General features: G+C 60.5%; 10 protein-coding genes and 3 pseudogenes. 10 read left to right on the forward strand and 3 right to left on the reverse strand.

The window, feature by feature from the left end; genetic code table 11:
- The first annotated feature begins 54 nt into the window (after positions 1–54).
- From PSH81_RS14435 to PSH81_RS14450, 4 genes are all read left to right on the forward strand, one after another.
- Positions 55–2,208: a TonB-dependent siderophore receptor gene (locus PSH81_RS14435; protein ID WP_305390912.1), complete on the forward strand. Its 2,154-nt coding sequence runs from the start codon at positions 55–57 to the stop codon at positions 2,206–2,208.
- A gap of 123 nt (positions 2,209–2,331) precedes the next feature.
- Positions 2,332–2,796, forward strand: a complete 465-nt coding sequence (locus PSH81_RS14440) for a GNAT family N-acetyltransferase (RefSeq protein WP_305390913.1) — start codon at positions 2,332–2,334, stop codon at positions 2,794–2,796.
- Between the two features lie 75 nt (positions 2,797–2,871).
- Positions 2,872–3,258, forward strand: a complete 387-nt coding sequence (locus PSH81_RS14445) for a hypothetical protein (RefSeq protein WP_305390914.1) — start codon at positions 2,872–2,874, stop codon at positions 3,256–3,258.
- Between the two features lie 545 nt (positions 3,259–3,803).
- Complete coding sequence (locus PSH81_RS14450; RefSeq protein ID WP_115486834.1) at positions 3,804–4,169, forward strand: hypothetical protein; 366 nt, start codon at positions 3,804–3,806, stop codon at positions 4,167–4,169.
- A 51-nt stretch (positions 4,170–4,220) separates the two neighbouring features.
- Here PSH81_RS14450 and PSH81_RS14455 read toward each other — a convergent pair whose 3' ends face one another.
- On the reverse strand, positions 4,221–6,242 hold the full coding sequence (locus tag PSH81_RS14455; RefSeq protein ID WP_305390916.1) for a methyl-accepting chemotaxis protein: 2,022 nt from the start codon (positions 6,240–6,242) through the stop codon (positions 4,221–4,223).
- A 325-nt stretch (positions 6,243–6,567) separates the two neighbouring features.
- On the opposite strand from PSH81_RS14455, the gene PSH81_RS14460 reads away from it, so the two are divergent.
- Both PSH81_RS14460 and PSH81_RS14465 read left to right on the forward strand, forming a co-directional pair.
- On the forward strand, positions 6,568–7,008 hold the full coding sequence (locus PSH81_RS14460) for a hypothetical protein (RefSeq protein ID WP_305390918.1): 441 nt from the start codon (positions 6,568–6,570) through the stop codon (positions 7,006–7,008).
- Positions 7,009–7,111: 103 nt separating this feature from the next.
- Complete coding sequence (locus tag PSH81_RS14465; protein WP_305390919.1) at positions 7,112–7,981, forward strand: GyrI-like domain-containing protein; 870 nt, start codon at positions 7,112–7,114, stop codon at positions 7,979–7,981.
- A gap of 54 nt (positions 7,982–8,035) precedes the next feature.
- Here the strand turns inward: PSH81_RS14465 and PSH81_RS27570 are convergent.
- Positions 8,036–8,137, reverse strand: a pseudogene (locus PSH81_RS27570) (cupin domain-containing protein); the annotation flags it as partial.
- Positions 8,104–8,565 (reverse strand): annotated as a pseudogene (locus PSH81_RS14470) (alpha/beta hydrolase); the annotation flags it as partial. The pseudogenes PSH81_RS14470 and PSH81_RS27570, both read right to left, overlap by 34 nt.
- A gap of 296 nt (positions 8,566–8,861) precedes the next feature.
- On the opposite strand from PSH81_RS14470, the pseudogene PSH81_RS14475 reads away from it, so the two are divergent.
- The 4 genes and pseudogenes from PSH81_RS14475 to PSH81_RS14490 all read left to right on the forward strand — a co-directional run bounded on the left by PSH81_RS14475 (position 8,862) and on the right by PSH81_RS14490 (position 13,149).
- Positions 8,862–9,341 (forward strand): annotated as a pseudogene (locus tag PSH81_RS14475) (VOC family protein).
- Positions 9,342–9,624: 283 nt separating this feature from the next.
- The gene (gene dapA, locus PSH81_RS14480) at positions 9,625–10,488 is read left to right on the forward strand and encodes a 4-hydroxy-tetrahydrodipicolinate synthase (RefSeq protein WP_226456943.1); all 864 of its coding nucleotides are present in this window, start codon (positions 9,625–9,627) and stop codon (positions 10,486–10,488) included.
- Positions 10,489–10,609: 121 nt separating this feature from the next.
- The gene (locus PSH81_RS14485) at positions 10,610–11,986 is read left to right on the forward strand and encodes a cystathionine beta-synthase (protein ID WP_305390922.1); all 1,377 of its coding nucleotides are present in this window, start codon (positions 10,610–10,612) and stop codon (positions 11,984–11,986) included.
- Positions 11,983–13,149, forward strand: a complete 1,167-nt coding sequence (locus PSH81_RS14490) for a cystathionine gamma-synthase (protein WP_305390923.1) — start codon at positions 11,983–11,985, stop codon at positions 13,147–13,149. The genes PSH81_RS14485 and PSH81_RS14490 overlap by 4 nt, the downstream gene beginning before the upstream one ends.
- Positions 13,150–13,198 lie beyond the last annotated feature (49 nt).

Here is a 13,198-nt window from a genome sequence, read left to right on the forward strand (position 1 = left end):
TTATCAACCGTTTTATTATTTGCCAGGGACGGCATTTTGGGGAGAGCAACCTGCATGTCCATACAACCCTCCGTCAGCGGCCGTTTTTCACCCTGCCTGCTGACCCTGGCCATTTGTATCGCCAGCCCTCAAGCCGCGTTCGCGGCCGCCGCTGACACCCACGCAGCACCGCTGGAACTCGGCGCCACCGAAATCTCCGGGCAACAACTGGGTGAAACTACCGAAGGCACCCAGTCCTACACCACCGGCGAAATGGCCACAGCCACCAAGCTGAAGCTCACCCCGCGTGAAACCCCGCAAGCCAGCACCGTCATTACCCGCCAACGCATGGACGACCAAGCCATGACCAGCGTCAACGACGTGGTCAAGAACACCCCCGGCCTGTTCCTCAGCCAGGCCAGCGGCCCGGGCCGCCAGACCTACAGCTCGCGCGGCTTCGACATCGACAACATGATGTTCGACGGCCTGCCCAGCGCCTACTCCGGCTACAGCAACAGTGTGCAGCCCAACCTGGCAATGTTTGACCGCGTGGAAGTGATTCGCGGCGCCACCGGCCTGGTCACCGGCGCTGGCAACCCGTCGGCGGCGATCAACTTCGTGCGCAAGCGCCCCACCGCCACGCCGCAAGTGTCGATCACCGGGGCCGCCGGCAGCTGGGATGATTATCGCGGTGAACTCGATGCCTCCGGCCCGCTGAACGACAGCGGCACCTTGCGCGGGCGTATGGTCGGTTCGTACCGCGACGCCAACAGCTTCCGCGACGGTGAAGAGAGCAACCACGGTCTGTTCTACGGCATCACCGAAGCCGACCTGAGCGAAAACACCACCCTGACCCTCGGCCTGTCGCGCCAGGAAGACCAGACCAACCTCTTCTGGGGCGGCCTGCCCATCGGTACCGACGGCCATCACCTGAACCTGCCCCGCTCCACCAACCCCGGCACCGATTGGGAAAACAAGAAACTGACCATCGACACCGTATTCGGCGACGTCGAACAGCGCTTCGAAAACGGCTGGAAACTCAAGGTCGCCGGCTCCGCCTCGCAACTCGACGGTGTGTTCAGCGGCAGCTATCAGTCGCGCTACCAGACCACCCTGGCACGCACCGTCTACCAATCGCACCAGGACGACCAGCAATACGCTTTCGACACCTTCGCCAGCGGCCCGGTCGAAGCGTTCGGCCGCACTCACGAAGTGGTGGTCGGCACCAGCAAGCGCATCTACGACGCCACTTCCAAGGAATACAGCCCGTATGACACCAACTACCCGCTCAATGGCGCCAAGCCCGACTTCGTACGCGACGGCAAGACCCACGCCATCACCACCCAGGACGGCGTCTACCTGACCACCCGCCTCAACCTTGCCGACCCACTCAAGGTGATCCTCGGCGCGCGCGTCGACTGGTATGACTACGACGACCGCCAGGGCGACGGCGACTACAAGGTCACCCGCAACCTCACGCGGTATGCCGGTGTGATCTACGACCTCGACGACCACCACTCGGTCTACGCCAGCTACACCGACATCTTCACCCCGCAAAGCAACAAGGATTTTTCCGGTAAGGTGCTGGAACCCATCGTTGGTGAAAACTACGAGATGGGCATCAAGGGCGAGTACTTCAACGGTGCGCTGAACGCCAGCCTGGCGGTGTTCCAGATCGACCAGAAAAACCGTGCGACCGATCCTGCGACCCAGGCAGGCTGCCCGCAACAGAGCTGCTCCGAAGCCTCCGGCCTGGTACGCAGCCAAGGTATCGACCTGGAACTGCAAGGCGCCCTCACCGAAAACTGGCAAGTCGGCGGCGGCTTTACCTACACCCGTGCGCACTACGTCAAAGACAGCGCCAGCAACAAAAACCAGCGCTTCGACACCGATACCCCGGAACGCCTGTTCAAGCTGACCACCTCCTACCGCTTCCAGGGCCCCCTGGAAAAACTGCGGGTCGGCGGCAACCTCTACTGGCAGAGCCGCATGTACAACGATGTCGCCCTCGCAAACGGCAGCACCTATCGCCTGGAACAAGGCAGCTACGCCGTGGCCGACGTGATGGCCGCTTACCAGCTCAACAAGCACCTGGACCTGCAACTGAACGTGAACAACATCTTCGACCGCACCTACTATTCGGCCATTGCCACCAGCCCGACCTGGGGTTCCACCGACACCTACGGCAACCCGCGCAGCTTCGGCGTCACCGCCAAATACACCTTCTGACCGCGCTCCGACCTACGGCTACCCGCCCGGAAACGCATGCGTTGGAGCCATTGCAGTCCCAACGCACGCGTTTCTGAATAGCCCCTATACTGGCCACCCCAGGATGGAACCTCGCGTGCAACTATGCCTATCACCCCCAATCCCCCTGCCCTGTTAGTCCCTGCACAACACAGCGACCTGGACGATCTCGTTGCCATTCGAATTGAAGCCATGCGCGACAGCCTGGAGCAGGTCGGACGCTTCGATCCGGTGCGTGCCCGCGAGCGGTTTGTTGGCAGTTTTGAAGCCCGCGACACACGCTATATCGAAGTGTCGGGAGAAAAGGTCGGCTTTGTAGTGGTCCGACAGCGTCCAAGCGAATGGTTGCTCGACCACTTGTATGTGCGACCCAACGCACAAGGGTCGGGCATCGGCTCTGCGGTACTTGCCCAGCTATTCAACGAAGCGGATGCCGTTGCACTACCGATTAAAGTCGGCGCGCTGAAACAGAGTGCCTCGAATCGTTTTTACACCCGCCACGGTTTCCAGTTCGTCGAAAGCGGCGAGTTCGACAATTACTACGTTCGTCTGCATACGCCAGCGGGCTAGTTGGGTGCGAGCGCACAAGGACATTTGCATGTTGACCGGCCACCGCTTTGTGTTGCCAAGGAAGAGGAACGATTCATGAGTCTTGATCTGTGCCTGGAAGCTGACAGTACGCTCACCATTTCGACGCTGAGCAAAGCACTTGCGCAGGCTGGTGCTCTGGAAATCGAGGTCTCAGAAAATGGGCTGTACGCTGAATTTACCTCGGGACTCAAATTGAGCACCCATGGCGTACGCGATGACCCAACGATTTATGCCGAGCATAAAATGGGGATCGACTTCCCTGTCGCTGTGCGTTGCACCATTAGAATCAAAGGGCCCGAACCAGAGGGGGAATCGGCAATGGAAGATTTGGATAAACTCGCTCAATCCATATTCCAGTCGTGTTCGGCGCTCTTTCTCATTAGCTTTCAGTTCGAGCAAACCTTGTACTGGCGGGATGCGACAGGGTTGTATCGTCCTTGAGGTGGGTGCCTGCGCGCCCTCTTTCAGACATTTATGAATGGCGTTTTTTTCCGGACGAAAACGCCGCGGTGTTGAGGGGCGGCTTTCGGCCGATTCTGTTGAAAAAGTCGGCCGTGGTTTCCACGGTAGAAAAGTACGCACTTGAGATTGAAATCTTTGCATTGAGCAGAGTACTCCGGGCTCAGATTTCGCGTAGCTGCGTGCAAAAAAGGCGTTTTCAGCGATCAGTATGCGGGCAGTCTGGAAGAACCGACTTTTTCAACAGCATCGGCCAGAAGCGGACCGCCGGCGCGGTTCTAGTTCAGCCCGATAGTCAAGGCTCACAGCATGCGACTGCATATCTAAAGTCATTCTGGCTTATTGCTTACACCTATATCCCTATAGGCCCCCTCTCAAATTCATAAGACTTGTATTGGCCGCTGGGTAATTGGCATAGTGCTACCACTCCCCAACTGACCCGGCGCCAAAGACTAAGTCAGCCAGAAGCTGACGGAAGTTCAGGGCCTTGCCAGGTTGCTTGTTCCAAGGATCTGGACATTTAGCCCATGAAAACATACGCAGCGCTGGCCCTTGCGCTCACCACCCTGTGCAGCCCCGTCCACGCGGCGAGCTGGCAGATTTGCCGGCTGGACGTACAGATCGTCAACGTCTTGAAACAACCCTACCCACAGCTGCAGGGGCGGATCCTCAAGGTCGCCCCGACCTCCCCCACCACGCAATGTCCCCAGCAAGGCTCGACGGTCACCTTCACCCCGGAAACCACCGATTACCAGAACACCCTCCCACGTCGGCAATGGCCTCGAAAAGGCCAGTCGGTGCAGATTGACTACCGGTATCTGGATGGGATTTGCAAGGGCGACGGCCACCCGCATCCGTGTCGCATCGAGCACTACCCACTCATGGGGCGCTAATCGGGCGTCACTTGCCAATGAGCGTTGTAGCCCTGGCGACTCGGCTTGCGCCTAGGCATGGGTGAGCCCGGTCAACGTATCCGCAATGGTTTTAGTGCGTTGCGCCGTACCCTCGGTCGCGCGGCTCGACGCCTCCAGTGCATCGAGCATTTCGCGCAACGCGCCGACGCCGGTGGATTGGTCTTCGATCTGTTGGGCAACGCGCTGGATCTCACTGGACAGCAGGTCAATATCCACGCCGATTTCCGCCGCATTCTTACGGGTGATTTCCGCCAGTTTGCGCACTTCATCCGCCACCACCGCAAAACCCCGGCCCAGGTCGCCCGCGCGCGCCGCTTCAATGGCGGCGTTAAGCGCCAGCAGGTTGGTCTGCCCGGCGATCTGCTGGATCACCTGCACAATCGACTGGATACGCAAACTCGACCCGGCCAGCGTGCGCGCACCTTCTACCGCCACATCCGCCTGGCTGGAAAGCCCTTCCACCGTTGTCCCGGCCTGGGCAGACACGGCGTTCTGCTGGTCGATCGTACCCACCAGTTCATCCATCGACGCGTGCAACTCACCCGAGTAATGCTTGAGCTGCGCGGCGATGTCCTCCTGCTGACGCTCGGCATGGGCCAACACCATGCCTAAGTCTGCCAAGCCTTCGAACACCGGCAGGATATTGCGGTCCAGCCCACGGGTATTGAGGGTATTGCTGAAGTCATTGTTCTTGAACGCGGTAATCTGCTTGACCACCACATGGTTCAACCCCGCCAACTTCTTCACCTGGCGCCGTAGGAAAAATGCCTTGAACTCGCCGTAATGGGCGATGAAATTGTCCACGTACTCATCACTGAAACTCGCACCCTTGGCCACCCGAAAGAAGAAAATCGCCGTCAACGTCTGGTTCAGGTTCAAGCCCAAAATCTCCCCAAAGGTCGAAAAACCCGCCAACGGTACATCACCAAAAATGCCGGCCATGCTGCCCAGCTCGGCGCCGTTGTTCAGCCGGCGCAAAATGCAGTCATTCAAAATCCCCGCCACCGGCTGGCCACCCTTGCCGCGCAGGAACTGCTCATAGTCCAGGCGCGTGGCCTCACGCAAAGGCGTACGCCGCACCATCACCAATTCCTCGCCCGGCGCCACGTCGCAAAACAACTGCACGATCTGCTGCTCATAATCGATACGCGCGATGGATCGTACAAACAACTCACTGCCCACCCGAATCGCAAACGAATAGTCCGCCAGCTTCGACTCCAGCGCCTGGGGCGCGCAACCGAAAGCATCACACAGTGCTTGCACCATGCTCTTGATATTGCCGTTGCTGTCGATCACCTGGTCAATCGTGCGGTCCTCAACCGACGCGGTCAGCACACTGAAGGTCAAATCCGCCGGTTTAAAGTTCTGGCTCTTGAACACCCCAAATCGCACATGCGCCGCCGTCTTCAGGAACACAATCTGTGCATGGTTCTGATAGCTGCGCTGACCGTCATGAATCAGCGTCTTCTGGAAATCCGACTTACCCCCGGCCGATCCCCCTACAAACAAACACGGAAACCGCCCCGACTCATAAAGCGCCTCCATAAAAAACGACTCCGACGCCGACAACCCGTCGAACACCACATACGCCAACGTATCGCGATGATCAATCGACGTGCGTACCTGCACTCGCTTGATATTGGACACCAACTTGGCAATTCGCTCCTGCATTCCCAACCGCTTACCGCCACCGCGAATGTCCTCACACTCCAACGGCACCATCGCCACCTCGGCCGAGGCGATCAGACTGTCGTCGAACAACTGCAACACGATCCGATCCCAGCGATCGCCGGTGGCGCAATACAACGAATTGGGCGCATTGCAGAGTTCGCCGGAGGTGGTGCAGAGGCTGATGGTGGATTGGGGGAAGCGGCGTTTGAGCTTGGCGGCGATTACGTCGATGTCCAGATGCGGCGAGATAAAGCCGGTGATCAGGGTGGGGGTGATGCGTAAGGCGGTGAGTGCGGCGTCCAGGTCGTTGGCAGTACTGGTGAGCGTGGCGGTGCCTTGACGATCGGCCCGGGCTTTTTTTAGAAGGGTAAGTGGGTTCATGTGGTCGACTCGATCAAGGGTGGGCAGGGATAGGCATGCGAATAGTAGGGTTATCGGCGGGTTGGGCCGGGGCTGAAGGTGGGATGTGACGGATGGATGCGGTTTTAGGGAGTTTCCCCGTTATTGACAGGCTGCTTTCAACCGAGAGTGAATCGCCCCGGCGTTCGTAGACGCTGTTGGTGTCCGCTTTTGGCCGATTCTCGCCCGCCATGAGAGCCAGAACGCAGCCCAAAACGAACCCGTTCAACGGAACCCCATCATCAACCAACATCCGTTAAAATCCGCAGCCTATTTCGACAACGCTTGCGACAACCGAGGAAAATTCATGGCAAGGATGGCCGCTGTTTTCACTGTTCTGAGTTGCATGGCGTCGGCCTCTGCATGGGCGGCGTCTGATTGTCCGTTTCCGCAGGGAATGCAGGCCTCCATCGGTGCGTCGAAACAAGCTATTGAGGCCAGGCAAGCGGGCGTCGCCAAGGATGAGCTGCTCTCCAGGATTTCCCCTGCGGTCAACGGGCCGATGTCCCAGATGTTGAAGAGTATCGTCGACGAGGTTTACGACTACCCGGCCTTGCTGCCCGAGGTGTATGCCGCCTTCCGGTTCGAGCACTGTTTTGTTTCGCAGCAGCACCCCGAACAGGTGGCGGCCATGAAGTTTGCCGATGCCTATCCGTTGCTGAAGCAATGCGAGCAGGTCGAACCGCAAGGGGCGCGACCTCCTTGTGCAATGCGCGTAGTGCATACGGTGAGCGGAATTCCGGAGTAAGCGATCCGTCAATTCAATTGCAAGCTGAGCAAACACGGCTAGGCACGGGCACGCCGATCTCGTCGACTCTACTGCCTACCGTATCTTCCGGAGCCTCCATCCAGTGCCTGACTTGCCGAGCAACGCCGCCTACACAAAACGCTTCGACCTGGTGCTCGCCTACATCGACGCCAATCTTGAAGGTGACTTGTCGGTGAACACGTTAAGCCAGGTCGCGAATTTTTCGGCGTTTCACTTCCACCGACAATTCACCGCGTTCGTTGGCGTGCCTGTTTCGCGTTATGTGCAACTGATGCGACTACGACGCGCAGCGCATTGCTTGTCTTCCGGCGCGGACTACTCGGTGCTGGACGCCGCGTTCGGTGCGGGTTTCGAAAGCCCCGAAGCGTTTTCCAGGGCGTTCAGGCGCGCGTTCGGTACGACGCCGAGTGCCTTCAGGAAACAACCGAATTGGCAGGTCTGGAGTGCGGTGTTCACCATCCCTCACTTTTCCAGGAACATCATCATGCAGATACGAATCGTCGAGTTTTGCGCAGTCCGGGTTGCAGCCTTGGAGCATCGCGGAGCGCCCGCGCTCGTGGGAGAGAGCGTGCGTAAATTTATCGAATGGCGCATGCAGAGCAGGCAGTCGCCGGTGGCCTCCAGTCGCAGCTTTGGTATTCCGTTCGGCAACCCCGATACGACCCCGGCCGAAGAGTTCCGGTTTGCAATCTGCGGCGAGATTCACGAGGCCGTCGCCGCGAATGAGTTCGGCGTAACCGAGCGGGTTATCCCTGGCGGGCGTTGCGTGGTGGTGCGTCACGTGGGCTCGCCGGATCATATCGGCGAATCGATCTATCCGATCTATCGCGACTGGCTGCCTACCAGCGGCGAGGAGCTGCGGGACCATCCGCTGTTCTTCGAGTATCTGAGCATTTTCCCCGAGACACCGCAGGATCAATGGCAGACCGATATTTATGTGCCTTTGCAGTAATGCGCGCTGCCTCTCGCCAAGGGGCAGCCATATCACACGCCTCTGAATGTGCTGGATGCGCTGCGCAGGTTTGCCCCACTCCTGGGTCAACCCCACGCCCGACATCACCACCAAACGCTGCCCCGCCCGATGCGTATGCCACGCCGAGCGGGCGCCCAATAGGTCTCGATGTGTGTGGCACCCTCGATCTTGAACAACTGCTTGTCCTGGGTACCGGTGGCCTTGGCGAAGGCTTGCTCAGACATGTAAAGGCTGTCGGCCTTGCTGCCTGCGATCATTAGCAGCGGTTTGTCGATCAACCCGATCTGGTCGGTGGCGTCGAAGCTCATCAGGTCCAGCAGGCTGCTCAAGGTGTACTTGAAGGTTGAATTCGGGTGCGCGTGGGTCTTGCCGTACTACTCAAAGCCTTGGCGATACAGGTCATACGGCAGTTTGGGGACTTGTTCATCGGTCAATTTGACGTCGCCGGTGTACACCACTGCGCCACCGCCGGCGTCCTGGGCGCGGGCGGCCGAGGCTTGTTGCAGGCGCTCCTGGATGGTCGCGACTTGGGAGTCCTGGTAGCCGTTGCGCCGTACCAGGCCATTTCTTAGCCGCGTCATAGTTCGCCGGGGTGTAGACGTTGGCGGCTATCTACAGGCCATCTTGTAGTCTGCCGCCTGGAGTTCAGCGCCGGACATGCCCATCATCGCGGCCATGAGACGGGTTTTCAGTGTGGATCTCATCGTGCGGAGTCTCCCGAAAAATCAGTGCGTGATTGCTTTGAGAGCAAACTACCTGCTCACGCATTGATGGATAAACCGGGTGAATCGCATAGGACTGATACCAGAACCCCATAAGTGTGTGGCTGGTTAACGGCATTTGGGCTGCTCGGGCAACAATTGTGACTCCACTCCTCTGCCTCTGGTACAACGGCACCGCCCTGGAAGCCGCAACCTTCTACGCCAAGACCTTCCCCGACAGCGCCGTGCAAGCGGTACACCTCGCCCCCGGCGACTACCCGGCAGGTAGGCAAGGCGATGTGCTGACCGTCGAGTTCACCGTCATGGGCATCCCCTGCCTGGGCCTCAACGGCTGACCGGCCTTCCCCCACAGCGAAGCGTTCTCGTTTCAGGTGGCCACCGATGACCAGGCCGAAACAGATCGCTACTGGCACGCCATCATCGATAACGGCGGCCAGGCCAGCGCTTGTGGCTGGTGCAAGGACAAGTGGGGGCTGTCGTGGCAGATCACGCCACGGGCACTGACCGCAGCGGTCACCCACCCCAACCCGGCCACCACCAAGCGCGCTTTTGACGCGATGATGGGCATGACCAAGATCGACATTGCCGCGATTGAAGCCGCCGTCGCCGGGGCTTGACACATTCGTTCACATCCCCTGAAGATGAGCGCCTCATTCAGGGTGTGACAATTCATGTCTGCTAAGTCGCTGGTTAACCTTTCCGTCATTGGCTCCGTGGCCAAGGCGCAAGGTTGCGTGGCGCACGCCCTCAAATCGAAGAAACAGTCGCTCATGTGACCGGGGCGCGCTGTCCCGTCAGATGAGCTGACAGGACATTGAGCGCGACGGTCTCCCCCCCTCTGCACAATTGCCTCTGCCCTTCTGACGGTGACTTGATCGGTCAATCATCAGGAGAAAGTGCATGTCAGCGTTTCAAGGTATCTGGGTTCCCGTGGTCACGCCGTTCCAGGACGGTGCCATCGACTTTATCGGCCTGCGCCGCCTGGTCAGCCATCTGCTGACAAAGCATGTGGCCGGGATCATGGTGTGCACCACCACCGGCGAAGCCGCCGCGCTAAGCCGCCAGGAACAATTGGCGGTGCTGGATGCGGTGTTGCAGTTGGTGCCCGCGCAGCGTGTGGTGATGGGGTTGTCGGGCAACAATCAGATTGAATTGCTGCAGTTCCAGCAGGCCATCCTCCAGCGTCCGGTCGCAGGTTTGCTGGTGCCGGCGCCCAGTTATATCCGCCCATCCCAGGCAGGGTTGGAGGCGTTTTTCCGCACGGTGGCGGATGCGTCCAGTGTGCCGATCATCTTGTACGACATTCCCTACCGTACCGGCGCGACCTTCGAACAAGCCACGTTGCTGAATATCGTCGCGCACGAGCGCATCGTCGCGATCAAGGATTGTGGCGGCAACCTGGCCAATACCCTGGCATTGCTGGCGAGCGGTCAGGTGGATGTGTTGTGCGGCGAAGACCTGCACATCTTCAACGCGCTGTGCCTGGGCGCCAGCGGCGCGATTGCGGCGTCGGCCCATGTGCACACCGAGCAATTCGTCGCGCTGTGGCAACAGGTGCGGGATAACCAGTTGGCCGAAGCCCGTGCGACCTTCTTCCAACTGCTGCCGCTGATCAACACGATGTTTATCGAGCCGAACCCGGCGCCGGTCAAGGCTGCGCTGGCCCTGGAAGGCTTGATCAGCCGCGAGCTGCGCGCGCCGATGCAAGCGGCCAGCGACGCGGTGGTCAGGCGCTTGCAGCAGGTGTGCAAGCTACCCGGCTGATGCGCCAAAAACAGACATGCGGCGGGCCGCCCGGTTGCGACCGGTGCGATCCCGGCCTATGGTCCAAGGCACGCTTTGCACTTTGTTGTCCCACCTACGTCAACCCGTAACAGGTGACACCATGCCCAGCCTCCCACGCCCCGCCGTGCTAGAACTGATCGGCAACACGCCGCTGGTTCGGGTCAGCCGTTTCGATACCGGCCCCTGCACACTGTTTCTCAAACTGGAGTCGCAAAACCCCGGCGGTTCGATCAAGGACCGCATCGGCCTGGCCATGATCGACGCCGCCGAGCGCGACGGCCGTCTGCGCCCCGGCGGCACCATCATCGAAGCCACCGCCGGCAATACCGGCCTGGGCCTGGCGCTGGTCGGCCGGGCCAAGGGCTACCGCGTGGTGCTGGTGGTGCCCGACAAGATGTCCACGGAAAAAGTGCTGCACCTCAAGGCCATGGGCGCCGAGGTGCATATCACCCGCTCCGACGTGGGCAAGGGCCACCCCGAGTATTACCAGGATGTCGCTGCGCGCCTGGCACAGGACATCCCGGATTCGTTTTTCGCCGACCAGTTCAACAACCCGGCCAACCCGCTGGCCCACGAGACAGGCACCGCGCCGGAGATCTGGGCGCAAACCCAGCACGACGTCGACGCAATTGTGGTGGGCGTCGGCTCGGCCGGCACCCTCACCGGCCTGAGCCGTTTTTTCCAGCGCGTGCAACCTGCGCTTGAGATGGTGCTGGCCGATCCGGTGGGTTCGGTGATGGCTGAATATAGCCGCAGTGGCACGCTGCAGCCGCCGGGGTCGTGGGCGGTGGAAGGCATCGGTGAAGACTTCATCCCGTCGATTGCCGACCTCTCCAGCGTGCGCCACGCCTACTCCATCAGCGATGAAGAGAGCTTCGACCACGCCCGCCAGTTGCTCAAGGCCGAGGGCATCCTTGGCGGCTCATCCACTGGCACACTATTCGCTGCCGCGCTGCGTTACTGTCGCGAACAGACCTCGCCCAAGCGTGTGGTCAGCTTTGTCTGCGACACCGGCACGCGCTACCTGTCGAAGGTCTACAACGACCAGTGGATGAAGGATGCGGGGCTGCTGCACTACACCCATTACGGCGACCTGCGCGACGTGATTGCCCGGCGCTTTGAAGACGGCCGCGTGATCAGCGTAGGCCCCGACGACACCCTGCTGACGGCCTTCCAGCGCATGCGCCTGGCGGATGTGTCGCAACTGCCGGTGCTGGTGGATGGCAAGCAACTGGTTGGTGTGATCGATGAGTCCGACATTCTGCTGGGCCTGCACCACGATGCGGCTGATTTCAACATGGTCGTCGCCAGCGCCATGACCGAAGCCCTCGAAACCCTGCCTCCCAGCGCCAGCCTCGCCGAACTCCAGGAAGAACTGGACCGCGGCCTGGTCGCGATCATCGCCGACGCCTCGGGCTTCCATGGCCTGATCACCCGCGTCGATCTGCTCAACCATTTGCGGAGATCTCTTGCATGAGCCAGCCCGATAAAAGCGCGTTCGCCACCCGTGTCATCCACGCCGGGCAAGCCCCCGACCCGACCACCGGCGCGCTGATGCCGCCGATCTACGCCAACTCCACCTACCTGCAAGACAGCCCCGGTGTGCACAAAGGCTTCGACTACGGGCGCTCGCACAACCCGACCCGCTTTGCTCTGGAACGCTGCGTGGCAGACCTGGAGGGCGGCACCCAGGCGTTCGCGTTCGCCTCGGGGCTGGCGGCGATCTCGACGGTGCTGGAACTGCTGGATGCGGGCGCGCACGTGGTCTCCGGCAATGACCTGTATGGCGGCACCTTCCGGCTGTTCGACAAGGTGCGCCAACGCAGCGCCGGGCACCGTTTCAGCTTTGTCGACCTGAGTGATGTGCGGGCGTTTGAAGCAAGCTTGCAGGACGACACGCGCATGGTCTGGGTCGAAACGCCGAGTAACCCGCTGCTGAGCCTCACCGACCTTGGCGCCATCGCGCGCATCTGCCGGGCGCGCGGGATTCTCTGCGTGGCCGACAACACCTTTGCCAGCCCCTGGGTCCAGCGACCGCTGGAACTGGGTTTTGATGTGGTGGTGCATTCCACCACCAAGTACCTCAATGGCCATTCGGATGTGATCGGCGGCATCGCGATTGTCGGGGATAACCCTGAACTGGCGCAGCGCCTGGGTTTCCTGCAGAACTCGGTGGGCGCCATCGCCGGCCCGTTCGACGCCTTTCTCACCCTGCGCGGCGTGAAAACCCTGGCGCTGCGCATGGAGCGTCATTGCAGCAACGCACTGGAGTTGGCCACCTGGCTGGAACAGCAACCGCAAGTCTCTCGGGTTTACTACCCAGGCCTCGCGTCCCACCCACAGCACGAACTGGCACGTCGGCAGATGCGCGGCTTTGGCGGGATGATTTCAGTGGACTTGAACAGTGACCTGGCTGGCGCCACACGCTTTCTGGAAAACGTGAAGATCTTCGCCCTGGCCGAAAGCCTGGGGGGCGTGGAAAGCCTGATCGAACACCCGGCGATCATGACCCACGCCAGCATCCCCGCCGCCACACGGGCCCAATTGGGCATTGGTGATGGGTTGGTGCGGCTGTCGGTGGGCGTCGAGGACGTGGAGGATTTGCGTGCGGACCTGGCGCGAGCCTTGGCCCACATCTAAGGCCTGCCTGGGAGCTGGCTTGTGTGGGAGCTGCTTGTTGCGGGAGCTG

It is taken from the genome of Pseudomonas sp. FP2335, assembly GCF_030687535.1.
In the GTDB taxonomy this organism is placed as follows: Bacteria; Pseudomonadota; Gammaproteobacteria; order Pseudomonadales; family Pseudomonadaceae; genus Aquipseudomonas.